This window comes from Brevibacterium sp. NPDC049920 (assembly GCF_040656435.1).
Classification (GTDB): Bacteria; Actinomycetota; Actinomycetes; order Actinomycetales; family Brevibacteriaceae; genus Brevibacterium; species Brevibacterium pityocampae.
Map to the genome: position 1 here is coordinate 98,044 of NZ_JBFAMF010000002.1, position 24,467 is coordinate 122,510.

Consider the following 24,467-nt stretch of genomic DNA (forward strand, 5'->3'; position numbering starts at 1 on the left):
CATCCTAGCGATCGAGGACGGACACGAGTCCGGAGATGACCTTCTGCGACACCTCGGCCTTGGTGCCCGAGGCGCGGGCCACCTCGGTGACCGTGTCGCCGGTGCGGGCGTAGAGGATCACCGAGTTCGACTCGGTGCCGAAGGCCTGCCCGGCGGACACATCGTTGAGGACGAGCAGGTCGCAGCCCTTGCGGAGCAGCTTGGCGCGGGCGAGCTCCTCGATCCCGGCGTCCGGGGACCCGGTCTCCGCGGCGAAGCCGACGATGAGCTGGCCGGGGGTGCGGGTCCGTACGAGGCCGGCGAGGATGTCGGGGTTCTGCACGAGCTCGAGCCGCAGGCCGGCGTCGCCATCCTTCTTCATCTTGTGCGCGGCGACCTCGGCCGGCCGGTAGTCGGACACGGCGGCGCACATGATGACGACATCGGAGTCCGGCTGGGCGGCCTCGGCCGCGGCCTGGAGCTCCGCGGTGGTCTCGACGTGCTCGATGGTCACGGTTCCGGGAAGCTCGGCGATCACCTCGGCGGCGACGTTGGCCGCGATGAGGCGCACGCGGGCGCCGGACCGGGCCGCGGCGGCGGCGAGCGCCGCGCCCTGCTTGCCCGAGGACCGGTTGCCGAGGAAGCGGACGGGGTCGAGCGGTTCCCGGGTGCCACCGGCGGTGACGAGCACGTTCCGGCCGGCGAGCGCGGTGCCGGACTCCTCGCCCGAGGCGCCCTCTACCGCGGTGCTCTCCTTGACCGAGGTGCTCTCAGCATGGATCGCCAGCGCAGCGGCGACGATGTCGCCGGGCTCGGGCAGGCGCCCGGGGCCGGAGTCGGCGCCGGTGAGGCGGCCGCTCGCGGGGTCGATGACGTGCATCCCGCGGGAACGCAGGGTGGAGACGTTGTCGACGGTCGCCGGGTTCTGCCACATCTCGGTGTGCATCGCCGGGGCCGCGACGACGGGCGCGGTGGTGGTGAGGACGGTGGCGGTGAGGAGGTCGTCGGCGATCCCGGCCCGCAGCCGGGCGAGCAGGTCCGCGGTCGCCGGGGCGATGACGACGAGCTCGGCGTCCTGGCCGATGCGCACGTGCTCGACCTCGTCGACGCGGGTGAACACGTCTGTCGCCACGGGCTGCCCGCTCAGGGCCTCCCAGGTGGCGGCGCCGACGAACTCGAGCGCGGCCCGGGTGGGGACGACCCGCACCGTATGACCGCGCTCCCTGAGCTCGCGCACGACATGGCAGGCCTTGTAGGCCGCGATGCCGCCAGCGACGCCGAGGACGATCCTCACTGCTCGGGGAGCTCCTCGACCGGCATGCTGAAGTCCTCGACGACCGGCGGGGCGAAGTCGGACTCGCGGGGCTCGCGGATGAGGATCTTGCCCTCGTTGATCTCACGCAGCGCGATCGACAGGGGCTTCTCGTTGGGCTCGGGGGTCACCAGCGGGCCGACGTTCTCGAGCAGGCCCTCCTGGAGCTGCGCGTAGTACGCGTTGATCTGCCGGGCGCGGCGCGAGGCCTCGATGACGAGTTCGTACTTCGAATCGGTCACCGCCAGCAGATCGTCGATCGGCGGGTTGGTGATACCTTCGGGTTCTCCGGACACTCAGACTCCATTTGACTCGGGGCTGCCGACCGGTTCGGCGGAACCGTCGGCGGGGCTGTCGACCGACAGCCCCATCAATCCTACTAGGTCCTGCGCGGCAGCACGAACATCGTGGTTGACCACCGTGTGGTCGAACTCCGATTCGGCGGCGAGCTCGGCCTTCGCGGTCTCGAGCCGACGCGCCTGCTCCTCCGGGGTCTCGGTGCCGCGGCCGATGAGCCGGCGCACGAGCTCCGACCAGCTCGGCGGGGCGAGGAACACGAACCGCGCCTCGGGCAGCGCCTCCTTGACCTGGCGGGCCCCCTGCAGGTCGATCTCGAGCAGCGGGGCGTGCCCGCTCTCGAGTGCTTCCCGGACCGGCCCGGCCGGTGTGCCGTAGCGGTAGCGGCCGTGCACGGTCGCGTACTCGAGGAGCTTCCCGGCAGCGATCATCGCGTCGAACTCCTCCTCCGTCCGGAAGAGGTAGTGCACCCCGTCGACCTCGCCCGGACGGGCGGGCCGGGTGGTCGCCGAGACGGAGAACCAGACCTGTGGGAAGTGCTCGCGGATGTACGCGCTGACGGTGCCCTTGCCGACCGCGGTCGGCCCGGCGAGAACGGTGAGAGTGTTCACGAAGCTCCGAACTTCGCGAGCAGCGCGGCGCGCTGGTGGACCCCGAGGCCCTTGAGACGGCGGGAGGCGGCGATGCCGATCTCCTCCATCAGGGCGCTCGCGCGCCGGTCGCCGACGCCGGGCAGCGAGCGGAGCAGGTCGTGGACCTTCATCTTGCTCAGCGCCTCATCGGATCCGGCCCGGTCGAGCACGGCGGACAGCGTCGTCCGCCCCGCCTTGAGCTCGGTCTTGACCTCCGCGCGCGCCTGCCGCGCCTTGAACGCCTTGTCCAGGGCGGCCGCCCGCTGCTCCGGCGTCAATGGTTCGAGTGCCACGTCTACTCCTCGTCAAGAGAATGTTCCTTGCAGGGGAAGGTCTCCTCAGTCTAGACGCATCCGCTGCCGGAGCACATGGGTGATCTCGTCCATCGCTCCAGACAGGCCCGCCCGGTCCGGTCCGGCGGCGAGCACCGAGCGCGAGGCGCTGACGAGCACCCGGCCGGAGGTGAAGGAGTCGCCGAACACCGCCGCAAGATCCTCCGGCGTGCCGCCCTGCGCCCCGAAGCCGGGCGCGAGCACCGGGCAGGTGAGCTGTGCGGGGTCGATCCCAAGGGCCGGCATCGCGCCCCCGATCGTGGCGCCGATGACCACGCCGGCCCGCGGGGATCCGACTTCGGCGTTGAACTCCTCCACGCCGGCGATGACCTCCGCAGCGACCGGCCGGCCGGCCGGGGTGAGAGCGTGCTGGACCTGCGGGCCGTCGGGGTTCGAGGTGAGCGCGAGGACGAACACCCCGGTCCCGAACTCCCGGGCCGCGTCGAGCGCGGGGGCGAGCGAGCCGAAGCCGAGGTAGGGCGAGAGCGTCACGGCGTCCGCGCACAGCGGCGAGGCCGGGTCCATGTACGCCTGGGCGTAGCCGGCCATCGTCGAGCCGATGTCCCCGCGCTTGATGTCGAGCACGCTGAGGAGGTCCGCGGCGCGCGCGGCGGCGAGCACCTCCTCGAGGACGGCCACACCGGCGGAGCCGAAGCGCTCGTAGAACGCCGACTGCGGCTTGACGAGGCCCACTCGACCGGCGGCGGCCTCGATGACGGCGAGCGAGAAGGTGCGGGCGCCGTCCGCGGTGTCCGGCAGACCCCAGTCGGCGAGCAGCCCGGCGTGCGGGTCGATGCCCACGCACAGGGCCGAGGTGCGCACGGCCGCAGGCCACGCGCGCCCGAAGTCCCGCGTGCCCGGCTCCGCGGTGACCGGCTCCCCCGGCTTCCGCTCGTTCATGCCCAGTCCTGCAGGGAGCGGACGTCGAACTTCTGCTGCTGCACCGACTCGATCGCGGAGACCGCGGCGGTGAACTCCGCGATCGTCGTGATGAGCGGGATCGAGGCGGATACGGCCGCGGCGCGGATCTCGTAGCCGTCGGCGCGCTCCTGCCGGCCGGAGGGGACGTTGACGACGAGGTCGATCCGCCGGTCGGCGATGTCGTCGAGGATCGTCCGCTCCCCGTCCGCGGCCTCGAAGAACTTCGGCAGCCGGGTCGCGGAGATGCCGTAGCGGGCGAGCACCGCGGCGGTCCCGCCGGTCGCCACGACGGTGAAGCCGAGGTCGACGAGCTGCTTGACCGGCAGCACGATCGAGCGCTTCTCCCGGTCGGCCACGGACACGAACACCGTGCCCGAGGTGGGCAGGCCGGCGTCGGCGGCGAGCTCCGCCTTGGCGAAGGCGACGGGGAAGGTGCGGTCGATGCCCATGACCTCGCCGGTCGAGCGCATCTCGGGGCCGAGGATCGAGTCGACGATCGCGCCGTCGACGGTACGGAAGCGGCGGAACGGGAGCACCGCCTCCTTGACCGCGATCGGGTGGTCGAGGTCGAGCCGGGAGCCGTCGCCGGCAGCGGCGAGCACCCCGCCGCGCAGGCTCTCGATGCTCCGGCCGACCGCGATGAGCGCGGCCGCCTTGGCGAGCGGGTGGCCCGTCGCCTTCGACACGAAGGGCACCGTGCGCGAGGCGCGCGGGTTGGCCTCGATGACGTGGAGGACGTCGGCGGCGATCGCGAACTGGATGTTGAGCAGTCCGCGCACCCCGGTGCCGCGGGCGATCGCGGCGGTCGCCTCACGGACCCGCTCGAGGACGTTCTCGCCGAGCGTGATCGAGGGCAGCACACAGGCGGAATCACCGGAGTGGATCCCGGCCTCCTCGATGTGCTCCATGATCCCGCCGACGTAGACCTCCTTGCCGTCGAACAGCGCGTCGACGTCGATCTCCACGGCGTCCTCGAGGAAGCGGTCGACGAGCACCGGGCGGTCGGCGGACACCTCGGTCGCGGTGGCCATGTAGTCGAACAGCTGGTCGGTGTCGTAGACGATCTGCATGCCGCGCCCGCCGAGCACGTAGGACGGGCGGACGAGCACGGGGTAGCCGATCTCCGTGGCGATCCGCTGCGCCTCCTCGTTCGTCGTCGCGGTCCCGTGCTTGGGCGCGGTGAGCCCGGCGGCGGCGAGCACCCGGCCGAACTCGCCGCGGTCCTCGGCGAGGTCGATCGCCTCGGGCTGGGTGCCGAGCACCGGCACCCCGGCCTCCTTGAGGCGGTCGGCGAGGCCGAGCGGGGTCTGCCCGCCGAGCGTGCACACGACGCCGGCGACGGGCCCGGCGGCGAGCTCGGCGTGGTAGACCTCCATGACGTCCTCGAAGGTCAGCGGCTCGAAGTAGAGGCGGTCGGCGGTGTCGTAGTCGGTCGACACGGTCTCCGGGTTGCAGTTGACCATGATCGTCTCGTAGCCGGCCTCGGACAGCGCCATCGTGGCGTGGACGCACGAGTAGTCGAACTCGATGCCCTGCCCGATCCGGTTCGGCCCGGAGCCGAGGATGATCACGGCCTCGCGCTCGCGGGAGGACACCTCGGTCTCGAGGTCGTAGCTCGAGTAGTGGTACGGGGTGCGGGCGGCGAACTCGCCGGCGCAGGTGTCGACGGTCTTGAACACCGGGCGCAGGCCGAGCGCGTGCCGCAGCCCGGTGACGACCTGCTCGTCGAGGTGGCGCAGGAGGCCGATCTGCACGTCGGAGAAGCCGTGGTCCTTGGCGAGCCGGAGCACCTCCGCGGTGAGCTCGGGGGCACCGGCGACGGCGGCCGCGACCTCGTTGATGAGGGCGATCTGGTCGAGGAACCACGGGTCGATGTCGCACGCCTCGTGCACCTCGGCGACGCTCATCCCGGAGTTGAGCGCCCGCTGCACCGTCGCGAGGCGATCCGCGGTGGGGTGGCCGAGCGCGGCGCGGACCTCGGTGCGGACGTCCGGATCCGCGAGGTCGAACCGCTCCGCGAACTCGAAGGCGGAGCCCTTCTGCTCGAGGGAGCGCATCGCCTTCTGCAGCGCGGTGGTGAAGTTCCGGCCGAGCGCCATCGCCTCCCCGACGGACTTCATCGTCGTGGTGAGCGTGGGGTCCGCGGCGGGGAACTTCTCGAACGCGAAGCGCGGGATCTTGACGACGACGTAGTCGAGGGCCGGCTCGAAGCACGCCGGGGTGACCTCGGTGATGTCGTTGGGGATCTCGTCGAGCGTGTAGCCCACCGCGAGCTTCGCGGCGATCTTGGCGATCGGGAAGCCGGTGGCCTTCGAGGCGAGCGCGGAGGAGCGCGACACGCGCGGGTTCATCTCGATGACGACGATGCGTCCGGTGTCGGGGTCGACGGCGTACTGGATATTGCAGCCGCCGGTGTCGACTCCGACCTCGCGGATGACGTCGATGCCGATGTCGCGCATCTTCTGGTACTCGACGTCGGTGAGCGTCATCGCCGGCGCCACGGTGATCGAGTCGCCGGTGTGCACGCCGACGGGGTCGACGTTCTCGATCGAGCAGATGACCACGACGTTGTCGTTGCGGTCGCGCATGAGCTCGAGCTCGTACTCCTTCCAGCCGAGGATGCTCTCCTCGAGGAGCACTTCGTGGGTGAGCGAGTCGCTCAGCCCGTCGCCGGCGATGCGGCGCAGGTCGGTCTCGTCGTAGGCCATGCCGGAGCCGAGCCCGCCCATGGTGAAGGACGGGCGCACGACCATCGGGTAGCCGAGCTGCTCGGCGGCGGCGAGGCAGTCGTCCATCGAGTGGGCGATGATCGAGCGCGCGACCTCCGCGCCGCAGCGCTCGACGACCTCCTTGAACTGCTGCCGGTCCTCGCCGCGCTGGATCGCGGCGACGTCGGCGCCGATGAGCTCGACGTCGTACTTCTCGAGGATCCCGGCCTCGTGGAGATTGATCGCGGCGTTGAGCGCGGTCTGCCCGCCGAGGGTGGGGAGGATCGCGTCCGGCTTCTCCTTGGCGATGATCGTCTCGATGACGCCGGGATCGATCGGCTCGACGTAGGTGGCGTCCGCGATCTCCGGGTCGGTCATGATCGTCGCCGGGTTGGAGTTGACGAGGATGACTCGCAGGCCCTCCTGCTTGAGCACACGGCAGGCCTGGGTGCCGGAGTAGTCGAACTCGCAGGCCTGGCCGATGACGATGGGGCCGGAGCCGATGACGAGAACGGACGACAGGTCTTCTCTGATGGGCACTTCGGGTTCTCCTTAGAGCGCGGCTGCGCGGGACTCGGTCATGAGGTCGACGAAGCGGTCGAACAGGCCGCGGGAGTCGTGGGGGCCGGCGGCGGACTCCGGGTGGAACTGCACCGAGAACGCCGGGGCGTCGAGGCAGCGCAGGCCCTCGACGACGTCGTCGTTGAGGCACACGTGGCTGACCTCGACCCGGCCGAAGGCGGCGTCCGCCGGGGCGTCGACGGGGCCGTCGAGCGGGGCGTCGACGGCGAAGCCGTGGTTCTGGGCGGTGATCTCCACCCGGCCGGAGGCGCGGTCGAGGACCGGCTGGTTCATGCCGCGGTGGCCGAACTTGAGCTTGTAGGTGTCGAAGCCGAGCGCGCGGCCGAGCAGCTGGTTGCCGAAGCAGATCCCGAACACCGGGACGCGCTCGGCGAGCAGCCGGCGCAGCACCGCGACCTGGTGGTCGGCGGTCGCCGGGTCCCCGGGCCCGTTGGAGAAGAACACGCCGTCGGCGCCGAGCTCCGCGATCCGCTCGTACGGGGTGGTCGCGGGCACGACGTGCACCTCGATGCCGCGGGCGGCGAGCTGCGCAGGGGTCTCGGACTTGATGCCGAGGTCGTAGGCGACGACGGTGAACCGCTTCTCCCCCTCCGCCGGGACGACGAGCTCGTCGTCCCGGGACACCTCGGAGGCGAGCTCGGAGCCGCTCATGCGAGGGGCGTCGGTCACGGCGGCGAGCAGCTCGGACACCGGGCGGGAGGCGGCCTCCCCGGAGAAGATGCCCATCCGCATCGCGCCGCGCTCGCGCAGGTGGAGAGTGAGCGCACGGGTGTCGACGCCGGAGATGCCGACGATCCCGAGCCGGGCCAGCCGCGCCTCGAGGTCCTCGGTGGCACGCCAGTTCGAGGAGATCCGCGAGGCATCGCGCACGACGTACCCGGCGACCCAGCAGCGCAGCGACTCGTCGTCGGCATCGTTGACGCCGGTGTTGCCGATGTGCGGTGCCGTCTGCACGACGATCTGCCGGTGGTAGGACGGGTCCGTGAGCGTCTCCTGGTACCCGGTCATGCCGGTGACGAACACCGCCTCGCCGATCGTCTCACCCTCCGCGCCGTAGGCCCGGCCGGTCAGGGTGCGGCCGTCCTCGAGCACGAGGACGGCGGGTGTGGTGGACAGCAGGTTCACGAATTCTCCCCGATGAGCTGGCGGATGTGGTCGATGGTGGGGGTGCGGTCGGCGGCGGTGCGGGTGCGGAACCCGGTGTCCACCGGTGTGTCGCCGAGGCGCCAGGTGATGACGATGAGCCCGTCCTTCTCGACGAACTTCCCGATCATCCCGCTCGCGGTGGTGATGCCGGTGATCGCGGCGGCGGGGATGAGGAGGTCGTCCACGCCGTCGCGGTCGATGATGACCCCGTCGTCGGCGACGGACAGGAACGCCGAGGTGCGCAGGCCGAGGCCGTGGGCGGCGACCCGCTCGAGCGGCTGCTCGGACAGGGTGGTCGCGACGTACATCCCGGCGACCGGTTCGGTGCGCACCGGCATCCCCTCGACCGGCCGCGACGGGGCGGGGAACTGTGCCGACTGGGAGCGCTGCCGGGAGCGCCAGCCCCACCACACGAGGGCGAACAGGACGATGACGACGGCGACGACGATGAGCGCGGGGATCAGGCGATCCATGTTCCACCTCGTGCGATCGGGTGCGGGTCGGCGAGCGCGGAGCCGGCCACGACTCGGTGCCCGTAGAGGAAGGTGTCGACGATCCGGGTCGAGACGGTGAAGCCGGTGAACGGGTTGTTGCGGCCCATCGTGGCGTGCTCGGCGGGGTCGATGCGGACCTCCGCCTCCGGGTCGACGAGCACGAGGTTCGCCCCGCGCCCGGTCTCGATCCGGCCCTGTTCGGGCAGTCCGGAGATCTCCGCCGGGCGGGTGCTCATCACGCGGGCCACGTCGGCGAAGTCGAAGTCGAAGTCGCGCATCGCCTCGACGACGATCGCGAGCGCGGTCTCCATCCCCACCATGCCCATCGCGGCCGCCGTCCACTCGCAGCACTTGTGCTCGGAGGTATGGGGGGCGTGGTCGGTGCCGACGACGTCGATGGTGCCGTCGGCGAGCCCGGCCCGCACGGCGTCGACGTCGGCCTGCGTGCGCAGCGGCGGGTTGACCTTGTAGAGCGGGTCATAGGTGCGCACGAGCTCGTCGGTGAGCATGAGGTGGTGCGGGGTGACCTCGGCGGTGACGCGCACGCCGCGGGACTTGGCCCAGCGCACGAGCTCGACGCTGCCGGCGGTCGACAGGTGGCACACGTGGAGGCGGGAGCCGACGTGCTCGGCCAGCAGGATGTCGCGGGCGATGATCGCCTCCTCGGCGACGGCCGGCCAGCCGGGCAGCCCGAGCTCGGCGGACACCGTGCCCTCATTCATCTGCGCGCCCTCGGTGAGCCGGGGCTCCTGCGAGTGCTGGGCGATGATCCCGTCGAAGGTCTTGACGTACTCGAGCGCCCGGCGCATGAGCAGCGGGTCGGCGACGCACAGGCCGTCGTCGGAGAAGATCCGCACCCCGGCCGCGCTGCGGGCCATCGCTCCGAGCTCGGCGAGCTGGGTGCCCTGCTGGCCGGTGGTGACGGCGCCGATCGGCACGACCTCCGTCCAGCCGGCCTCGCGGCCGAGGTTCCACACCTGTTCGACGACGCCGGCGGTGTCGGCGACCGGAGCGGTGTTCGCCATCGCGTGCACGGCGGTGTAGCCGCCGCGGGCCGCGGACTGCGAGCCGGTGAGCACGGTCTCGGCGTCCTCCCGGCCGGGCTCGCGCAGATGGGTGTGGAGGTCGACGAGGCCGGGCAGCGCGACGAGGCCGCGGGCGTCGATGACGACGTCGGGGTCGCTGAGCGCGTCGACGAAGCGGCCGCCGGAGATCGCGAGGTCGCGCGGGCCGACGCCGAGCACCGACGCCCCCTGGATGAGATACGAGGTCACGGTCGTCCTTCCGAATCGGTGCCGATGAGGAGTCTGTAGAGGGCCGCCATGCGCACGGCGACGCCGTTCTCGACCTGGTCGAGGATGACGGCGCGCGGGGAGTCCGCGGCGGCGGCGCTGATCTCGAACCCCCGGTTCATCGGTCCCGGGTGCATGATCGCGGTGTGCTCGGGCAGGGCGCGCCAGCGCTGCTCGGTGAGCCCCCACAGGCGCGTGTACTCCCGCGGGTTGGGGAAGAAGGACTGGTGCATCCGCTCGAGCTGGACACGGAGCATCATCACCGCGTCGAAGCTGTGGGCGGCGAGCGCCTCGTCGAGGTCGTAGAACACCTCGGCCGGCCACGCGTCGACGCCCCACGGCATGAGGGTGGGCGGGCCGACGAGCACGACGCGGGCGCCGAGCGCGGTGAGCAGGTGGACGTTCGAGCGGGCGACGCGGGAGTGGAGGACGTCGCCGACGATCGCGACGGTGGCCCCGGACAGGTCGCGTCCGCGGGCGCCCTCGGCGGGCCCGGAGGCCGGGGCCCCGGCGAGCACGCGGCGCAGGGTGAAGGCGTCGAGGAGCGCCTGGGTGGGGTGCTCGTGGGTGCCGTCGCCCGCATTGAGGATCGGCACGTCGATCCAGCCGGAGGTCGCCATCCGCTGCGGGGTGCCGGAGCCGCCGTGGCGCACGACGACGGCATCGGCGCCCATCGCCGACAGCGTCTGGATGGTGTCCTGCAGGCTCTCGCCCTTCGACACGCTCGAACCCTTGGCGGAGAAGTTGATGACGTCGGCGGACAGGCGCTTGGCGGCGGCCTCGAAGGACAGCCGGGTGCGGGTCGAGTCCTCGAAGAAGAGGTTGACGACGGTGCGGCCGCGCAGCACGGGGATCTTCTTGACCTCGCGCTCGGCGACCTGCGTCATCTCCTCGGCGACGTCGAGGAGGTCGACGGCGTCGTCGTGGGCGAGGTCGGCGGTGGACAGCAGGTGGCGCATCACTCCTCCTCTGCCGAGGAGATGGTGACCGCGTCCTCGCCGTCGATCTCCGCCACGCTCACCGACACGCGCTCGTCGACGGCGGTCGGGAGGTTCTTGCCGACGTGGTCGGCACGGATCGGGAGGCTCCGGTGGCCGCGATCGACGAGGACCGCGAGCCGCACCGCGGACGGACGACCGAGGTCGGCGAGCGCGTCGAGCGCCGCCCGGATGGTGCGCCCGGAGAACAGCACGTCGTCGACGAGGACGACGGTGCGGCCGTCGACCCCGGCGGCCGGGATGCGGGTGGGGGCGGGCGAGCGGAGACGGCGCGTGCGCAGATCGTCGCGGTACATCGTGATGTCGAGGCTGCCGGTGATCGCGGCGGCATCGGTGCCGGGTTCGATCGCGGCGATCTTCTCCGCCAGCCGGACGGCGAGCGGGACGCCGCGGGACGGGATGCCGAGGACGACGAGGTCGTCAGCACCCTTGTTGCTCTCGAGGACCTCGTGGGCGATGCGCGATATCGCCCGCGAGATCTCCGCTGCGTCGAGGACGGTGCGGTTCTTCACAGGTTCCCCTTCTCCGCCTCACGGGACGGTGGTTAAAGGAGCGGTACGGTCCTCGCACCAGCATACTCGCTCGCCCCCGCCGACTGCGCGCGGACCCGGTGCGACGCAGGTCACGTGACGTAGGCTGGGCAGATCCGACGGCGAAGGAGCTCACGATGGACGCACCCGGGATCAGCACCGGCAGGCACACGACGCAGCGGCACTCGAGCGCGTACCTCGCCGCCGGCGACCCGGACGACCCGGTGCTCCTGCTCGTCCACGGCTGGCCCGAGCACGCCCGCAGCTGGGCCGGCGTGATGGAGCCGCTCGCCGCGGCCGGCTACCGGGTGATCGCCCCGGACATGCGCGGCTACGGGGCCTCGACGGTGCACCCGGATCCGAGCGACTACTCGATCGAGGAGGGGGTCGCGGACATGATCGAACTCCTCGATCACCTGGGCGCGGCACCGGGGGCGGCCACCGTCGTCGGCCACGACTACGGGGCACCGGTGGCGTGGAACCTCGCCACCCACCATCCGGACCGGCTCGCCGGTGTGGTCGGGGTGTGCGTGCCGCACACGCCGCCGGGCACCTCGCTCGCCGATCACGTCGACCGCCGCCTCTACCCGGTCGAGGACTACCCGCTGGGCCAGTGGGACTACCTCGTGGCCCACGCCCGGATGCCCGAGCGGCTCGCTGCGGAGTTCGACGCGGACGTCCCCGGGCTGCTCGCCTCGATCATGCGCGCCGGCAGCCCGCGGGCACTCGAGCGGCCGGCGCCGAATGCGAGCGTGCGCGCCCGCGGCGGCTGGTTCCCCGACGGACCGCCGCGCCACGACCCGGACCCGCGGGTGCTCGACGACGCGGCCTTCGCGGCCCTCGTCGCCGATCTCGAGCGCACGGGCTTCGCCGCGGCGAACTCCTGGTACCGCAACAACCGGGAGAACGACGCCTATGCTGCCCGCGCGGTGACCGGCGGGCGGATCGCCGTGCCGGCGCTCTTCGTCCACGCGCGCTGGGACGCGGTGTGCGCCACGCTCACGACGACGGCGGCCGATCCCATGCGCGCGGCGTGCGACGACCTCACCGAGGAGATCGTCGACGCCGGGCACTGGGTGGCGCAGGAGCAGCCGGAGGCGCTCGTCGCCGCGCTGCGCGGCTGGCTCAGTCGAGGGTCGGCTTGACCGAGCGGATCCGGTCGAGCACGCCGTTGATGAACTTCGGCGACTCGTCGGTGGAGAACTTCCGGGCGAGGTCGACGACCTCGGAGATCGCCACGGGGTCGTCGACCTCGTCGTTGAACAGCATCTCCCACACCGCGATCCGCAGCAGCGCCCGGTCGACGGCAGGCATCCGCTCGAGCGACCAGCCGCGCGCATAGGTCTGCACGAGCTCGTCGATCTGCTCCCGGTGCGCCACCACGCCGTCGACGATCTCGACGGCGTAGGGCTTCATCGGGTACTCGGGGTCGCCGGAGCGCAGGCGCACCACCTCGGCCTCGGGCAGCGCACGCTGCTCGGCCTCGAAGAGCAGCTCGAGGGCACGCCGCCGGGCGCGCGTGCGGGCGCTCACTCCTTGACGCGACCGAGGTAGTCGCCGGACCGGGTGTCGACCTTGACCTTGACGCCCTCCTCGAGGAACAGCGGCACCTGGATCTCGTAGCCGGTCTCGAGCGTCGCGGGCTTCGAGCCGCCGGTCGAGCGGTCGCCCTGGAGTCCGGGCTCGGTGTGGGTGATGGTGAGCTCGACGCTCGCGGGCAGCTCGACGTAGAGCGGGGTGCCCTCGTGGAAGGCGATCTGCAGCTTCTGGTTCTCGAGCATGAAGTTCGCGGCGTCGCCGACGAGCTCGGGACCGATCGACACCTGGTCGTAGTCCTTGGCGTCCATGAACACGTAGTCCGTGCCGTCGTGGTAGAGGTACTCCATGTCGCGGCGGTCGACGGTCGCGGTCTCCACCTTGGTGCCGGCGTTGAAGGTCTTGTCGATGATCTTGCCGCTGAGCACGTTCTTCATCTTCGTCCGCACGAACGCGGGGCCCTTGCCCGGCTTGACGTGCTGGAACTCGAGCACCTGCCACAGCTGGCTGTCGATGGACAGCACCATGCCGTTCTTGAGGTCGTTGGTCGTTGCCACGTGGTTTCCTTCACCGTTGGGAGTGTGCGAGCGCCGGTCCGACGCACCGGGGACAGATTCTAGCAAGCCGGGCCGCCGGCGTGCGCCGGATCCCGGCCGCGCGCCCGCGCCCGTGCCTCACAGCAGGGTGCGGGTCGGGGCCTCGACACCGATCTCCTGGTAGGCGGTGTGGAGGAGACTCGTGTCGGGTCCTTCGAGGACCGTGGGGCGGCCGATCGCCTCGAGCACGATGAACCGCATGAGCGAGCCGCGCGCCTTCTTGTCCCGCCGCATCGCGTCGAGCAGCTGCGGCCACTTGTCGCCGCGGTAGCCCACCGGCAGCCCGAGGTGCTCGAGCACGGAGCGGTGCCGGTCGACGACGGCCTCCGGGAGGTTCTTCGTCAGCGCGGAGAGCTCGGCGGCGAACATCATGCCCGCGGCGACGGCCGCGCCGTGGCGCCACTGGTAGCGCTCGGTGAGCTCGATCGCGTGTCCGAGGGTGTGCCCGTAGTTGAGGATCTCGCGGCGCCCTGACTCACCGAAGTCCTCGCTCACCACCTCGGCCTTGACGCGGATCGAGCGCCCGATGATCTCCCGCAGCACCGGGGAGGAGTGGTCGGCCAGCGCCTCCCGCGCAGTTCCCTCGATGAGCTCGAGGATCCGCTCGTCGGCGATGAATCCGCATTTGACGGCTTCCGCGAGGCCGGTGAACAGCTCGTTGTCCGGCAGCGTGGCGAGCGTGTCGGTGTCGACGAGGACGCCGGCCGGGGCGTGGAAGGCGCCGACGAGGTTCTTGCCCTCGGCGGTGTTGATCCCGGTCTTGCCGCCGATCGCGGCATCGACCATGCCGAGCACCGTGGTGGGGATGGTGACGAAGCGGATGCCGCGCAGCCAGGTCGCGGCGACGAAGCCGGCGAGATCGGTGACCGCTCCCCCGCCCACGCCGACGATCGCATCGGAGCGGGTGAAGTCGCTGCGCCCGAGGATCTGCCAGCAGAATGCGGCGACCTGGACGTGCTTGGCCTCCTCGGCGTCGGGGATCTCCGCGGACACCGCCTCGTAGCCGGCGGCGGCGAGGTCCTCGCGCACGGCCTCACCGGTGGTGCGCAGCGCGCGCGGGTGGACGACGAGCACTTTCGCGGCGCGCGGGCCGATGAGCTCGGGGAGGTGCCCGAGCAGGCCGGAGCCCACGAGCACCGGGTAGTCCCCTCCGGCGCTCACGTCGATGCGGGTGGTGGGGGTCATGGTCTCCTGCTTTCGTTCGGTGGGGGCGCGGGCCCGTCCCCGGCACAGGGCGGGGGGTCGGCTTCGGGGTGGGCGGCGGCGAACCGGGCGTACTCCTCGGCGCGCTCGAGCCCGGTGAGGAGGTCGACGATCCGGTTGACGACGGTCGACGGGGGGCCGCTCGTCGCCGACACGGTGAGCGTCGCGACGCCGCGGTAGAGCGGGGCGCGCTCGGCGAGCAGGGCCTCCCAGCGTCGCACGGGATCCTCGTCGCCGGCGAGCAGCGGACGCTGGGAGCCGTGGAGGCGGGCGGCGGCGGTCGCGGTGTCGATCTCGATGCTCACCACCCGGATGGCCGGGTGGAGGAGCTGGGCACGGGTGCCGGGGTTGAGGATCGCCCCGCCGCCGAGCGACACCACCCCGGGGCGGTCGAGGAGGCGGCGCAGGCAGCGGCGGACGACTTCGCGCTCGATCTCCCGGAAGCGCGCCTCGCCGCGTTCGGCGAAGATCTCCGGGATCGGCCCGTGGCGGGAGGTGATCTCCGCGTCGGTGTCCGTCATCGGCAGCCCGAGGCGGTCGCCGAGCAGCCGCCCGATCGTCGACTTCCCCGCCGCCGGGGGTCCGACGAGCGCGATCCGGGACTCCGCGGCCGGGACCGGGCGCAGGGGCGGGACCGGTCGCGGCAGCGGCTGCTCGGAGGCGGTCATCGGCCGGAGCGCAGCGCCGCCGGGATCGCCTCGAGGTAGGACTGGAGATTGCGCCGCGTCTCCGCCACGGAGTCGCCGCCGAACTTCTCGATCGCGGCCTCAGCGACGACGAGCGCGACCATCGCCTCGGCGACGACCCCGGCGGCCGGGACCGCGCACACGTCGGAGCGCTGGTGGTGGGCCTTGGCGGGCTCCCCGGTGCTCACGTCGATCGTCGCGAGCGCGCGCGGGACGGTGGCGATGGGCTTCATCGCCGCGCGCACGCGCAGCGGCTCACCGGTGGACATCCCGCCCTCAGTGCCGCCGGCCCGGTTCGTCGCCCGGGTCACTGCGGCGTCGGCGCGGACGATCTCGTCGTGGGCCGCGGAGCCCCGGCGGGCCGCGGTCCGGAAGCCGTCGCCGACCTCGACGCCCTTGATCGCCTGGATGCCCATGAGCGCGGCGGCGAGGCGGCCGTCGAGCCGACGGTCCCAGTGGACGTGGGAGCCGAGGCCCGGCGGCACGTTCTCGACGAGGACCTCGACGACGCCGCCGAGGGTGTCCCCGGACTTCTTCGCGTCGTCGACCTCGGCGACCATCCGGGCCGACAGCTCCGGGTCGAAGCAGCGCAGCGGGTCGGCGTCGAGCGCGGAGACGTCGGCGGCCGTGGGCAGCGGCTCCTCGCCGGTGCCGGTGACCGGGCCGATCGCGACGGTGTGGGACACGAGCCCGATGCCGAGCTCGCGGAGGAAGTTCGCGGCGACGGCGCCGAGCGCGACACGCATCGCGGTCTCCCGGGCGGAGGCGCGCTCGAGGATCGGCCGCGCCTCGTCCCAGTCGTACTTCTGCATCCCGACGAGGTCGGCGTGGCCGGGCCGGGGGCGGGTGAGCGGGGCGTTGCGCGCCTGCTCGGCGAGCACCTCCGGCGGCACCGGGTCCGCGCTCATCACCGTCTCCCACTTGGGCCATTCGGTGTTGCCGACCTCGATCGCGATGGGCGAGCCGAGCGACTGACCGTGGCGCACGCCGCCGAGCAGCCGCACCTCGTCGGCCTCGAACTTCATCCGGGCACCGCGGCCGTAGCCGAGCCGGCGGCGCGCGAGAGCGGCGGCGATGTCGTCACGGGTGACGGGGACGTGGGAGGGCAGGCCCTCGAGGATGCCGACGAGGGCCTCGCCGTGGGACTCGCCTGCAGTAAGCCATCTCAACATTCTCCCAAGTCTACAAAAGCAGCGGGCCGAGGATCACGGCCGTCCACGTGCCGATCAGCATGTGCGGCCCGAAGGCGATCGCGTCGCCCCACCGCTTCCGGCGGGTGCCGGTGAGCCACAGCACGTGGACGAGTGCGGAGAGGTTCATCACGACGAGCGCGACGAGCGGGCCGGCCGGGCTCAGCGCCCCGGGCAGCATGCCGACGACGACGGCGAGCTTGACGTCGCCGCCGCCCATCCCCGTCCGCCGCATCCGCAGGGCCAGCACGGCCAGGAGGAGGAAGAAGAGGAGGACGACGAGCCCGCTGATGAGGCCCTCGACCGCGGGGGTCGCCGCGCCGGCCCAGGTGCCCGGCAGCCCGGTCGGCTCGCGGGTGACGCCGATGACGATGGAGACGAGGTAGAGGAGCAGGGAGGCGAAGGTGATCGGCAGGACGATCCGGTTGGGCAGGCGACGGATCGAGGAGTCGATCCAGAACAGCCAGCCGGTCGCGCCCGCGAACAGGCCGAGGGCGAGCAGGATCGGGGCGTCGGCGACGGTGCGGGACAGGTAGGCCGGTGCGATGAAGGCCGCGAGCCAGGCGATGACGGCGCCGCTCGAGGTGAGGACGGCGGTGACGAGTCCGCTCGGCGTGGAGTCCCGATCCACCCCGCGGAGCAGCCGCAGGCCGGCCTCGTCGTCGATGAGGCGCACGAAGCGCAGTCGGATCCAGGTGCTCACCGCGAGCGCGGTGAGGACGGTGAGGCTCAGGCTGGCGACGAGTGAGAGCGGCTCGGGCACGCTTCCTCCATTCCGGTTCGGGGCGGTCGGGCGGGCGGGCGCTCAGGCACCGGCGGCACGGGGCAGGGCATCGAGCATGGCGGCGACGAGCCGTGCCCGGTGCTCCGGCGTGTCGAGGTCGCAGCCCGCGGCGGCGGTGAAGCCGAGGAACTGCTCGACGGCCTGGTGGACGAGCATGCGGGTGCCGGGCACCGCGGTCCCGCCGCGTGCGGTGAACTCCGCCAGGAGGTCGGGTTCCGCGCGCGCATAGGCGACGTCGAGGAGCGCCGCGGGCTGTGCGAACCGCTCGGGCCAGGCGAGGCCGACACCGGCCAGCGCCCCGGCGGGCAGGGTCGACACGGTGATGTCGGCCTCCCCGGGCCGCCAGTCGGCGAGCAGGCCCACGGATGCCTCGATGCCGAGCTCCTCGGCGAGGGCGTGCACGGCGGCGGCACGGGCCGGGGTGCGGACGGAGAACTCGATGGACTCCGCGCCGAGCTCGGCCAGCGCGGCGGTCGCCGAGGCGGCGGTCGCCCCGCCGCCGAGCACCGCGGCGCGCAGCGGGCGCGGGCCGGCAGTGCCGACGCCGGCCGCGCGGAGTGCGCGCACGATGCCGGCCACGTCGGTGTTCGTCACGCGCACGGAGCCGTCGGGGAGCCGGGTGAGCGTGTTGCCGGCCCCGGTGCGCGCGGCGACGGAGTCGATCTCCCAGCCGCGTGCGGCCGCGAGCTCGAGCAGCGCGTGCTTGAGCGGCATGGTGAGGGAGAACCCGCGGTGCTCGGGGTGGGTGTCGAGGAAGTCGGCGAGGCCGGCCTCGTCCACCTCGCAGCGGTCGTAGACGCAGCCGCTGAGGCCGAGCGCGGCGTAGCCCGCCCGGTGGAGCACCGGGGAGAGCGAATGGTCGATCGGCGAGCCGAGCACGGCCGCCCGCATCCGCGGCCGCGAGCCCGGCGCGACCGCCGCGTCAGCCGTCATCGCGATTGCGCAGCCATTCGCGGTACTTCTCGACGTTGCGCTGGTGCTCGGAGTAGGTCTCGGCGAACTCCGTCTCCCCGGTGTCGGGGTTCGTCGCGACGAAGTACTGCCAGTCGCCGTCGGCGGGGTTCTGGGCGGCGCCGACGGCACTGCGGCTGGGCGAGTTGATGGGGCCCGGGGGCAGGCCGGGGTGCTTGTACGTGTTGTACGGGTCGTCGCTCTCCCGCTCCTCGGCGGTGGTGCTCGCGTCGTTCCGGGTGCCGAAGATGTAGTGGACGGTGGCGTCGGACTGGAGCAGGCCGTTCGTCTGCGAGGTGTCGCTGATCCGGTTGAGGAACACGCGGGCGACCTGCCGACGCACCTCCTCGTCGCCGGGCGCCTCGATCTCGACGAGGCTGGCGAGTGTGAACACCTCGTTGACGTCCTCGAGCGGGATGTCGAGCTCCTCGATCTCGGTCTTCGTGCGATCGACCATCTCCTGCACCATCTCCTCCGGGGTCATCCCGGGCCGGATGTCGTAGGTGGCGGGATAGAGATAGCCCTCGAGGCTCGGGGTGTCGACGTCGAGCCCGTAGTCTCCGGGGGTCTTGTCCTTCAGCGCCTTGACGACCTCGTCCTCGCTCATCCCGGACTCGATCATCCGTGCCTCGATCTGGCTGAGCCGGAAGCCCTCGGGGACCGCGATCGTCTGCAGCGCCTCCGGGTTGACGATCGCTTCGACGGCGGCGGCGGCGCTCATCTGCTTGCGGAGGCTGAGGTCGCCGGCCTGGATCGTGACCTCGCGGCGCTCGATCTCATCGAGGAAGGGGCGGGCGGACTTGATGACGTCCTCCTGCACGAGCTGGTTGGCGACCTGCGTGGCCGAGGAGCCGGGCAGCACGGTGACGACGACGGCCTCGCCGCCCTCGCCCTCGTAGTCGCCGGAGTCTCCGAAGATCTCGCTCACGACCGAGCCGGCGGTGGTGAAGGCCGCGAATCCGCCGATGCCGATGACGAGGACGGCGACGAGCGCGAAGATCGTGGTCCGTCGACGGCGCAGCATGCGCCGCCTGGCCTTCTCCCGGCGCTCGGTCCGGCTCAGGCCGTCGTCGCTGGTGATCTCATCCATCTCGGTCATGCGGGGGCCTCCGGTGCCGGGTGCAGGAGCGTGCCGGCCGGCATGCCCGTGCTCTTCTCCTGGTCCACTGCGCTCTGCAGGATGACCACCGCGGCGACGGCGTCGACGATCTCGCGCCGCTTCCGGGCGCTCCGCCCCACCGCCTGCAGCACGGTGTGGGCCTCGGTGGTGCTGAAGCGCTCGTCGACGAGCCGCACCGGCAGTCCGGTCACACCGGCGATCTGCTCGGTGAAGGCCAGGGCGGTGTCCGCCGAGGCGCGTGCGGTGCCGTCGAGGGAGCGCGGCTGCCCGGCGACGAGCTCGATCGGCTCGACCTCGGCGACGAGCGCGGCGATCCGCCGCAGCGCGGCGGCGTCTCCGTCGCGCCGGTACACGGTGTCGAGCGGGGTCGCGAGGATGCCGTCGGGGTCGCACTGGGCGATTCCGACGCGCACGCTGCCGACGTCGATCCCGAGCCGGCGGCCGCGGCGGAATGCCATCAGCTCGTCTCCAGGGCGCGCGCCACCGCGCTCATCGCCGCCTCGGCGCGGCTCGCGTCGCTGCCGCCGCCCTGCGCGAGGTCGGGCTTGCCGCCGCCTCCCCCGCCGAGCTCGGCACAGGCCGCCTTGACGAGGTCGCCGGCCCGCAGCCCGGTGGCCTGGGCGGCGTCGTTGACGGCGACGACGACGGCGGGCTTCCCGCCCGCCACGCCGATCGCCGCGACGACCCCGGCCTCCGAGCCCATCCGGTTGCGGACGTCGAGGACGAAGGAGCGGACGTCGCCGGCGCCGGACACGTCGCCGAGCACGGTCCCGGAGAAGGTCACCGCTCCCACCCGACGGGCGGAGTCGAGCGCGGCCTGTGCCGCGCCGAGCACCTTCTCCTGGTTGAGGGCGGCGATCGTGCGCTCGGCGTCCTTGATCCGCGCGAGCAGGTTCGCGACGCGCTCGGGGACGTCCGCGCCGGGGACCTTGAGGAGGTCGGACAGCGACTGGAGGATCGTGCGCTCCTTGGCGAGCTCCCGGAACGCCGAGAGCCCCACCGAGGCTTCGATCCGGCGGGTGCCGGAGCCCACCGAGGCCTCCGAGATCACGGAGATCGGGCCGATCTCCGTGGTCCGGGCCACGTGGGTGCCGCCGCACAGCTCGCGCGAGAACGGGCCGCCGATGTCGACGACGCGGACCACGGAGGGGTACTTCTCGCCGAACAGCGCGAGCGCTCCGGAGGCCTTCGCGTCCTCGAAGGGCAGGTGCTCGTAGCTCACCTCGAGGTTGTCGCGGACCGCGATGTTCGCCGCGTCCTCGATCTCCGCGCGGGCAGCCGTGCTCGGCGCCTCGGGGAACGAGTAGTCGAAGCGCATGTAGCCGGGCTGGTTGAGGGATCCGGCCTGCACGGCGTTGGAGCCGAGGATCTCGCGCAGCGCTGCGTGCACGAGGTGCGTGGCCGAATGCGCCTGGGCGGCGGCGAAGCGGTGGCCGCCGTCGACTTCGGCATGGACGTCGCGCCCCACTGCGATCTCCCCGTCGAGCACCTCGATCCGGTGCGCGGGCAGACCCTTGAGCGTGTTCTGCACGTCGAGGACGCGGGCGGTGAAGCCGTCGCCGCGGATGATCCCGGTGTCGGCCTTCTGCCCGCCGGACTCGGCGTAGAACGGGCTGACATCGAGGACGAGGTCGACGGTCTGCCCCGCAGTCACGACGTCGACGGCCTCACCATCGGCCACGAGGCCGCGGATCCGGGAGTCGGTGGTGAGCGTGTCGTAGCCGACGAACTCGGTGGGGCCGGACTCGAGGAGCGCGGAGTAGGCGGAGAGATCGGCCTGCAGTCCGCCCTTCTTCGCCTTGGCGTCCTCCTTGGCGCGGCGGCGCTGCTCGGCCATGAGGGCGGTGAAGCCCTCCTCGTCGACGGTCACGCCCTGCTCGGCGGCCATCTCGAGCGTCATGTCGATGGGGAAGCCGTGGGTGTCGTGGAGCGCGAAGGCGACGTCGCCGCCGATCGTGCCGCCGGAGCCGACCTTCTCCACCGCCGTGGTGAGCAGCTGGGTGCCGGAGTCGAGCGTGCGGCGGAACGCGGTCTCCTCCGCGTAGGCGATGCGTGAGATCCGGTCGAAGTCGGTGGCGAGCTCCGGGTACGACTCCGCCATCGCGTCCTTGGACACCGGCAGCAGGTGCGGGAGCACGGGTTCGCTCACGCCGAGCAGGTGCATGGCGCGCACGGCGCGGCGCAGCAGGCGGCGCAGGATGTAGCCGCGCCCCTCGTTGCCCGGGCGCACGCCGTCGCCGATGATGATGAGGGCGGAGCGCACGTGGTCGGCGACGACGCGCATCCGCACGTCGTCGGCGTGGTCGGCCCCGTACTCCCGGTTCGACAGGGCGCTCGCGGCGGCGATCACGGGGAACACCTCGTCGATCTCGTACATGTTCTCCACGCCCTGCTTGAGGAACGCGACGCGCTCGAGCCCCATGCCGGTGTCGATGTTCTTCGCCGGCAGCTCGCCGGCGATGTCGAAGTCGACCTTCGAGCGCACCGCGGACAGCGCGAACTCCATGAACACGAGGTTCCAGATCTCGATGTAGCGGTCCTCGTCGGCGACCGGCCCGCCCTCGACGCCGTAGTCGGGCCCGCGGTCGTAGTAGATCTCGGAGCAGTACCCGCCGGGGCCGGGCTGTCCGGTGTGCCAGAAGTTGTCCTCGTTGCCGCGGGTCTGGATCCGCTCGGCCGGGATCGAGGTGTTCGCCAGCCACAGGTCGATGGTCTCCGTGTCGTCGCGGTGGACGGTCGCCCACAGGCGGTCCGGGTCGAAGCCGAGCCCGCCGTCGGCCTCCGGCCTGGTGAGGAGCTCCCACGCGAACCGGATGGCGCCCTCCTTGAAGTAGTCGCCGAAGGAGAAGTTGCCGTTCATCTGGAAGAAGGTGCCGTGCCGGGTGGTCTGGCCGACCTCCTCGATGTCCTGGGTGCGCACGCACTTCTGCACGCTCGTGGCGCGCGCGAAGGGAGCGGGTTCGCGACCGGACAGGTACGGGATGAACTGCACCATCCCGGCGATGTTGAACAGGATCGACGGGTCCGAGCTGATGACGGAGGCCGAGGGCACCACGGCGTGGTCCTGGGCCTCGAAGTATGCCAGCCAGCGTCGTCTGATCTCTGCCGTCTTCATTCCTGACCTTTCGTCCCGCGCGGCGGGCTCATCGGGTGACCGCCGGAGGTGTCGGCGGGCGGTGCGCATCCTGGGCAAGTCTAGTGGATGAGGCGGGCGGATGAATGGCGACTGCCCGGCTCCGCAGTGGGAGCCGGGCAGTGCGAATGATGGGCGCGGGTGCGCTCACCGGTGGTGCTGGTGCGTGCCGATCAGCGCGAGTAGTGCTCGACGACGAGCTGCACGTCGCAGGTCACGGGAACCTCGTCGCGCTTGGGGCGACGCAGGAGGGTGGCCTGCAGCGCCTCGAGGTCGACCTTGAGGTAGCCGGGCACGGCCGGGAGCACGTCGCGGTGCGCGCCGGCGGCGGAGACCTGGAACGGATCCATCTGCGCGGACTTCTCGTGGACGTGGATCATCTGGCCCTCCTTGACACGGAAGGACGGACGATCGACGCGCTGGCCGTCGACGCAGATGTGGCGGTGGACGACGAACTGGCGGGCCTGCGCGATGGTCCGGGCGAAGCCGGCGCGCAGCACGAGGGCGTCGAGTCGCATCTCGAGGAGCTCGACGAAGTTCTCACCGGTCAGACCCGGGAGGCGGCGCGCCTCCTTGTAGGTCTTGAGCATCTGCGCCTCGCGGATGTTGTACTGCGCGCGGAGGCGCTGCTTCTCCTTGAGGCGGACCGAGTAGTCGCTGTCGTTGCGGCGACGGGCACGGCCGTGCTCGCCCGGCGGGTAAGGGCGGCGCTCGAAGTACTTCTCGGCCTTCGGGGTGAGCGGGAGGCCGAGGGCGCGCGACAGGCGGACCTGACGGCGATCGCGTGCGGGTGCGGACATGTGTGGGTGACCTTTCGGTTCGCATCGTGTGCTCCGGGCGGGTCCTGCGCACACGATGCGCACGGGGGCTCGACCGGTTCCGGAGCCGCTGTTTCCCGGGCTGGGAAAGAGGGCGACCGGAGCGAGCACTCCGGAGCCGACCGCCTTCAGGGTGCAGGCACAGCAATCGATCATACTAGTCCGGTGGCGCCGCTGCCGTCCAATCGGCGGCGTCACCGGGCCACCCGAGGACTCAGACGGTGAGCGGGCGGAGCTCGCCGAGCACCTCGTTGAGCGCCTCGGTGCTCGAGGGGTGGGTCCAGATCCCGTCGCGCAGCGCATCGACGGTGACGTGCGCGCGCATCGCGAGCGCGAGGAGATTGATGACCTCCTGCGAGTCGACGCACCACACGGTCGCTCCGAGCAGCTCCCGGGTATCGGGGTCGGCGACGAACTTGATCATGCCGGTGGGGTTGCCGAGGATCTTGGGCCGCGGCATCGCCGCGATCTGCGCCACCGGTTTCGCGGCGACGAGGACGCCGCGTCCCTCGGCACGCGCCTGCTGCTCGTTGATGCCGACCCGGGACAGGGGCGGGGTGAGGAACATCGTGTTCGGCACGGCCGCCCGGTCGCTGCGGCGGCGGGTCCCGTCGCCGGTGAGCTGGCCGGCGACGATCCGGTGGTCGTCGAGGGAGACGTAGGTGAACTGGGGCCCTCCGTTGATGTCCCCGACGGCGAAGATGTGCTCGGCGGAGGTGCGCAGCGTGTCGTCGACACGGACGAATCCGCGCTCGTCGACCTCGACGCCGGCCCGCCCGAGGCCGAGCCCGGCCGTCGTGGCGCTGCGCCCGACGGCGAGCAGCACCGCCTCGGCCTCGACTGCGTGGCCGTCCTCGGTGCGGACGAGGGCCGCATCCCCGGTGTCCTCGATCGCGCTCACGGCCGACCCCATGAGGAAGGTCACGCCGGCGGCTTCGAGGTGCTCGGTGACACCGGCGGCGATGTCATCGTCCTCCCTGGGCAGGATCCGTTCCCCCGGATCGATGACGGTGACCTCCGAGCCGAAACCGGCGAACATGCCGGCGAACTCGAGCCCGATGTAGCCGCCCCCGACGATCGCGAGGCGCTCGGGGAAGGGGCTGGCGTGCTGGATCGTCGTCGAGTCGTGGACGCGGGGAGAGTCCGCGCCGGGGATCGGGGGCCCGGCGGGCACCGTGCCGGTGTTGATGACGATGGTGTCCGCGGTGATGCGCAGCCGGTCCTCGC

General features: G+C 72.0%; 24 protein-coding genes. 1 reads left to right on the top strand and 23 read right to left on the bottom strand.

All coding sequences use genetic code 11. The annotated features are described in order from the left end of the window. Window positions 1-4: 4 nt before the first annotated feature. From coaBC to pyrR, 11 genes are read right to left on the bottom strand one after another with little or no spacing between them, the layout of a single operon-like run. Window positions 5-1,273, bottom strand: a complete 1,269-nt coding sequence (gene coaBC / locus AB0I45_RS02255) for a bifunctional phosphopantothenoylcysteine decarboxylase/phosphopantothenate--cysteine ligase CoaBC (RefSeq protein WP_247424898.1) — start codon at window positions 1,271-1,273, stop codon at window positions 5-7. Beyond that, complete coding sequence (gene rpoZ / locus AB0I45_RS02260) at window positions 1,270-1,587, bottom strand: DNA-directed RNA polymerase subunit omega (RefSeq protein ID WP_247424901.1); 318 nt, start codon at window positions 1,585-1,587, stop codon at window positions 1,270-1,272. The genes coaBC and rpoZ overlap by 4 nt, the downstream gene beginning before the upstream one ends. Continuing rightward, on the bottom strand, window positions 1,588-2,199 hold the full coding sequence (gene gmk / locus AB0I45_RS02265) for a guanylate kinase (protein WP_295689684.1): 612 nt from the start codon (window positions 2,197-2,199) through the stop codon (window positions 1,588-1,590). Next, window positions 2,196-2,513: an integration host factor, actinobacterial type gene (gene mihF / locus AB0I45_RS02270; RefSeq protein WP_137319812.1), complete on the bottom strand. Its 318-nt coding sequence runs from the start codon at window positions 2,511-2,513 to the stop codon at window positions 2,196-2,198. The genes gmk and mihF overlap by 4 nt, the downstream gene beginning before the upstream one ends. A 45-nt stretch (window positions 2,514-2,558) precedes the next feature. Next, window positions 2,559-3,452 carry an orotidine-5'-phosphate decarboxylase gene (gene pyrF / locus AB0I45_RS02275; protein WP_360316486.1) on the bottom strand — a complete coding sequence of 298 codons (894 nt, stop codon included), beginning with the start codon at window positions 3,450-3,452 and terminating at the stop codon, window positions 2,559-2,561. Beyond that, window positions 3,449-6,721, bottom strand: coding sequence for a carbamoyl-phosphate synthase large subunit (carB, locus tag AB0I45_RS02280; protein WP_360316489.1), 3,273 nt, complete (start codon window positions 6,719-6,721; stop codon window positions 3,449-3,451). The genes pyrF and carB overlap by 4 nt, the downstream gene beginning before the upstream one ends. A gap of 12 nt (window positions 6,722-6,733) precedes the next feature. Then, window positions 6,734-7,888, bottom strand: coding sequence for a glutamine-hydrolyzing carbamoyl-phosphate synthase small subunit (carA, locus tag AB0I45_RS02285; protein ID WP_137319815.1), 1,155 nt, complete (start codon window positions 7,886-7,888; stop codon window positions 6,734-6,736). After that, a complete protein-coding gene (locus AB0I45_RS02290) occupies window positions 7,885-8,382 on the bottom strand; it encodes a hypothetical protein (RefSeq protein ID WP_137319816.1) in 498 nt (165 codons plus the stop codon). The genes carA and AB0I45_RS02290 overlap by 4 nt, the downstream gene beginning before the upstream one ends. Further along, window positions 8,370-9,677 (bottom strand): dihydroorotase, encoded by a 1,308-nt coding sequence (locus AB0I45_RS02295; protein WP_360316493.1) that lies wholly within the window; start codon window positions 9,675-9,677, stop codon window positions 8,370-8,372. Before AB0I45_RS02295 ends, AB0I45_RS02290 begins: the two co-directional genes overlap by 13 nt. Then, window positions 9,674-10,654: an aspartate carbamoyltransferase catalytic subunit gene (locus AB0I45_RS02300; protein ID WP_247424916.1), complete on the bottom strand. Its 981-nt coding sequence runs from the start codon at window positions 10,652-10,654 to the stop codon at window positions 9,674-9,676. Before AB0I45_RS02300 ends, AB0I45_RS02295 begins: the two co-directional genes overlap by 4 nt. Then, window positions 10,654-11,205, bottom strand: coding sequence for a bifunctional pyr operon transcriptional regulator/uracil phosphoribosyltransferase PyrR (pyrR, locus tag AB0I45_RS02305; protein WP_137319819.1), 552 nt, complete (start codon window positions 11,203-11,205; stop codon window positions 10,654-10,656). The genes AB0I45_RS02300 and pyrR overlap by 1 nt, the downstream gene beginning before the upstream one ends. A 155-nt stretch (window positions 11,206-11,360) precedes the next feature. Between pyrR and AB0I45_RS02310 the strand changes: the two genes are divergently transcribed. Beyond that, the gene (locus AB0I45_RS02310; protein WP_137319820.1) at window positions 11,361-12,368 is read left to right on the top strand and encodes an alpha/beta hydrolase; all 1,008 of its coding nucleotides are present in this window, start codon (window positions 11,361-11,363) and stop codon (window positions 12,366-12,368) included. On the opposite strand, the gene nusB is transcribed toward AB0I45_RS02310, so the two are convergent. The 12 genes from nusB to AB0I45_RS02370 form a co-directional block, all read right to left on the bottom strand. Next, window positions 12,349-12,756, bottom strand: coding sequence for a transcription antitermination factor NusB (gene nusB, locus AB0I45_RS02315; RefSeq protein WP_137319821.1), 408 nt, complete (start codon window positions 12,754-12,756; stop codon window positions 12,349-12,351). The genes AB0I45_RS02310 and nusB overlap by 20 nt on opposite strands. Continuing rightward, window positions 12,753-13,316, bottom strand: coding sequence for an elongation factor P (gene efp / locus AB0I45_RS02320; RefSeq protein WP_137319822.1), 564 nt, complete (start codon window positions 13,314-13,316; stop codon window positions 12,753-12,755). The genes nusB and efp overlap by 4 nt, the downstream gene beginning before the upstream one ends. Window positions 13,317-13,433: 117 nt before the next feature. Continuing rightward, window positions 13,434-14,540 carry a 3-dehydroquinate synthase gene (aroB, locus tag AB0I45_RS02325; protein ID WP_360316499.1) on the bottom strand — a complete coding sequence of 369 codons (1,107 nt, stop codon included), beginning with the start codon at window positions 14,538-14,540 and terminating at the stop codon, window positions 13,434-13,436. After that, window positions 14,537-15,226: a shikimate kinase gene (locus tag AB0I45_RS02330; protein ID WP_247424924.1), complete on the bottom strand. Its 690-nt coding sequence runs from the start codon at window positions 15,224-15,226 to the stop codon at window positions 14,537-14,539. Before AB0I45_RS02330 ends, aroB begins: the two co-directional genes overlap by 4 nt. Continuing rightward, complete coding sequence (gene aroC, locus AB0I45_RS02335; protein ID WP_345032179.1) at window positions 15,223-16,416, bottom strand: chorismate synthase; 1,194 nt, start codon at window positions 16,414-16,416, stop codon at window positions 15,223-15,225. The genes AB0I45_RS02330 and aroC overlap by 4 nt, the downstream gene beginning before the upstream one ends. A gap of 10 nt (window positions 16,417-16,426) precedes the next feature. After that, window positions 16,427-17,197: a prepilin peptidase gene (locus tag AB0I45_RS02340; RefSeq protein ID WP_360316504.1), complete on the bottom strand. Its 771-nt coding sequence runs from the start codon at window positions 17,195-17,197 to the stop codon at window positions 16,427-16,429. A gap of 42 nt (window positions 17,198-17,239) precedes the next feature. Beyond that, window positions 17,240-18,151 carry a shikimate dehydrogenase gene (locus tag AB0I45_RS02345; protein ID WP_360316506.1) on the bottom strand — a complete coding sequence of 304 codons (912 nt, stop codon included), beginning with the start codon at window positions 18,149-18,151 and terminating at the stop codon, window positions 17,240-17,242. Continuing rightward, complete coding sequence (mltG, locus tag AB0I45_RS02350) at window positions 18,141-19,268, bottom strand: endolytic transglycosylase MltG (protein WP_137319826.1); 1,128 nt, start codon at window positions 19,266-19,268, stop codon at window positions 18,141-18,143. Before mltG ends, AB0I45_RS02345 begins: the two co-directional genes overlap by 11 nt. Further along, window positions 19,265-19,747: a Holliday junction resolvase RuvX gene (ruvX, locus tag AB0I45_RS02355; RefSeq protein WP_175406964.1), complete on the bottom strand. Its 483-nt coding sequence runs from the start codon at window positions 19,745-19,747 to the stop codon at window positions 19,265-19,267. The genes mltG and ruvX overlap by 4 nt, the downstream gene beginning before the upstream one ends. Beyond that, window positions 19,747-22,404 (bottom strand): alanine--tRNA ligase, encoded by a 2,658-nt coding sequence (gene alaS, locus AB0I45_RS02360; protein ID WP_137319827.1) that lies wholly within the window; start codon window positions 22,402-22,404, stop codon window positions 19,747-19,749. Before alaS ends, ruvX begins: the two co-directional genes overlap by 1 nt. Window positions 22,405-22,595: 191 nt before the next feature. Beyond that, window positions 22,596-23,222 (bottom strand): 30S ribosomal protein S4, encoded by a 627-nt coding sequence (gene rpsD / locus AB0I45_RS02365; protein ID WP_137319828.1) that lies wholly within the window; start codon window positions 23,220-23,222, stop codon window positions 22,596-22,598. Window positions 23,223-23,454: 232 nt separating this feature from the next. Continuing rightward, a complete protein-coding gene (locus AB0I45_RS02370) occupies window positions 23,455-24,414 on the bottom strand; it encodes an NAD(P)/FAD-dependent oxidoreductase (protein ID WP_360316511.1) in 960 nt (319 codons plus the stop codon). Between the last annotated feature and the right edge of the window lie 53 nt (window positions 24,415-24,467).

Excerpts from the sequence above, each read along its gene's own strand:
- pyrF (WP_360316486.1), bottom strand. The coding sequence starts at position 3,452 with ATGAACGAGCGGAAGCCGGGGGAGCCGGTCACCGCGGAGCCGGGCACG.
- AB0I45_RS02290 (WP_137319816.1), bottom strand. The coding sequence starts at position 8,382 with ATGGATCGCCTGATCCCCGCGCTCATCGTCGTCGCCGTCGTCATCGTC.
- AB0I45_RS02300 (WP_247424916.1), bottom strand. The coding sequence starts at position 10,654 with ATGCGCCACCTGCTGTCCACCGCCGACCTCGCCCACGACGACGCCGTC.
- AB0I45_RS02310 (WP_137319820.1), top strand. The coding sequence starts at position 11,361 with ATGGACGCACCCGGGATCAGCACCGGCAGGCACACGACGCAGCGGCAC.
- aroB (WP_360316499.1), bottom strand. The coding sequence starts at position 14,540 with ATGACCCCCACCACCCGCATCGACGTGAGCGCCGGAGGGGACTACCCG.
- AB0I45_RS02330 (WP_247424924.1), bottom strand. The coding sequence starts at position 15,226 with ATGACCGCCTCCGAGCAGCCGCTGCCGCGACCGGTCCCGCCCCTGCGC.
- aroC (WP_345032179.1), bottom strand. The coding sequence starts at position 16,416 with ATGTTGAGATGGCTTACTGCAGGCGAGTCCCACGGCGAGGCCCTCGTC.
- AB0I45_RS02345 (WP_360316506.1), bottom strand. The coding sequence starts at position 18,151 with ATGACGGCTGACGCGGCGGTCGCGCCGGGCTCGCGGCCGCGGATGCGG.
- mltG (WP_137319826.1), bottom strand. The coding sequence starts at position 19,268 with ATGACCGAGATGGATGAGATCACCAGCGACGACGGCCTGAGCCGGACC.
- ruvX (WP_175406964.1), bottom strand. The coding sequence starts at position 19,747 with ATGGCATTCCGCCGCGGCCGCCGGCTCGGGATCGACGTCGGCAGCGTG.
- alaS (WP_137319827.1), bottom strand. The coding sequence starts at position 22,404 with ATGAAGACGGCAGAGATCAGACGACGCTGGCTGGCATACTTCGAGGCC.
- rpsD (WP_137319828.1), bottom strand. The coding sequence starts at position 23,222 with ATGTCCGCACCCGCACGCGATCGCCGTCAGGTCCGCCTGTCGCGCGCC.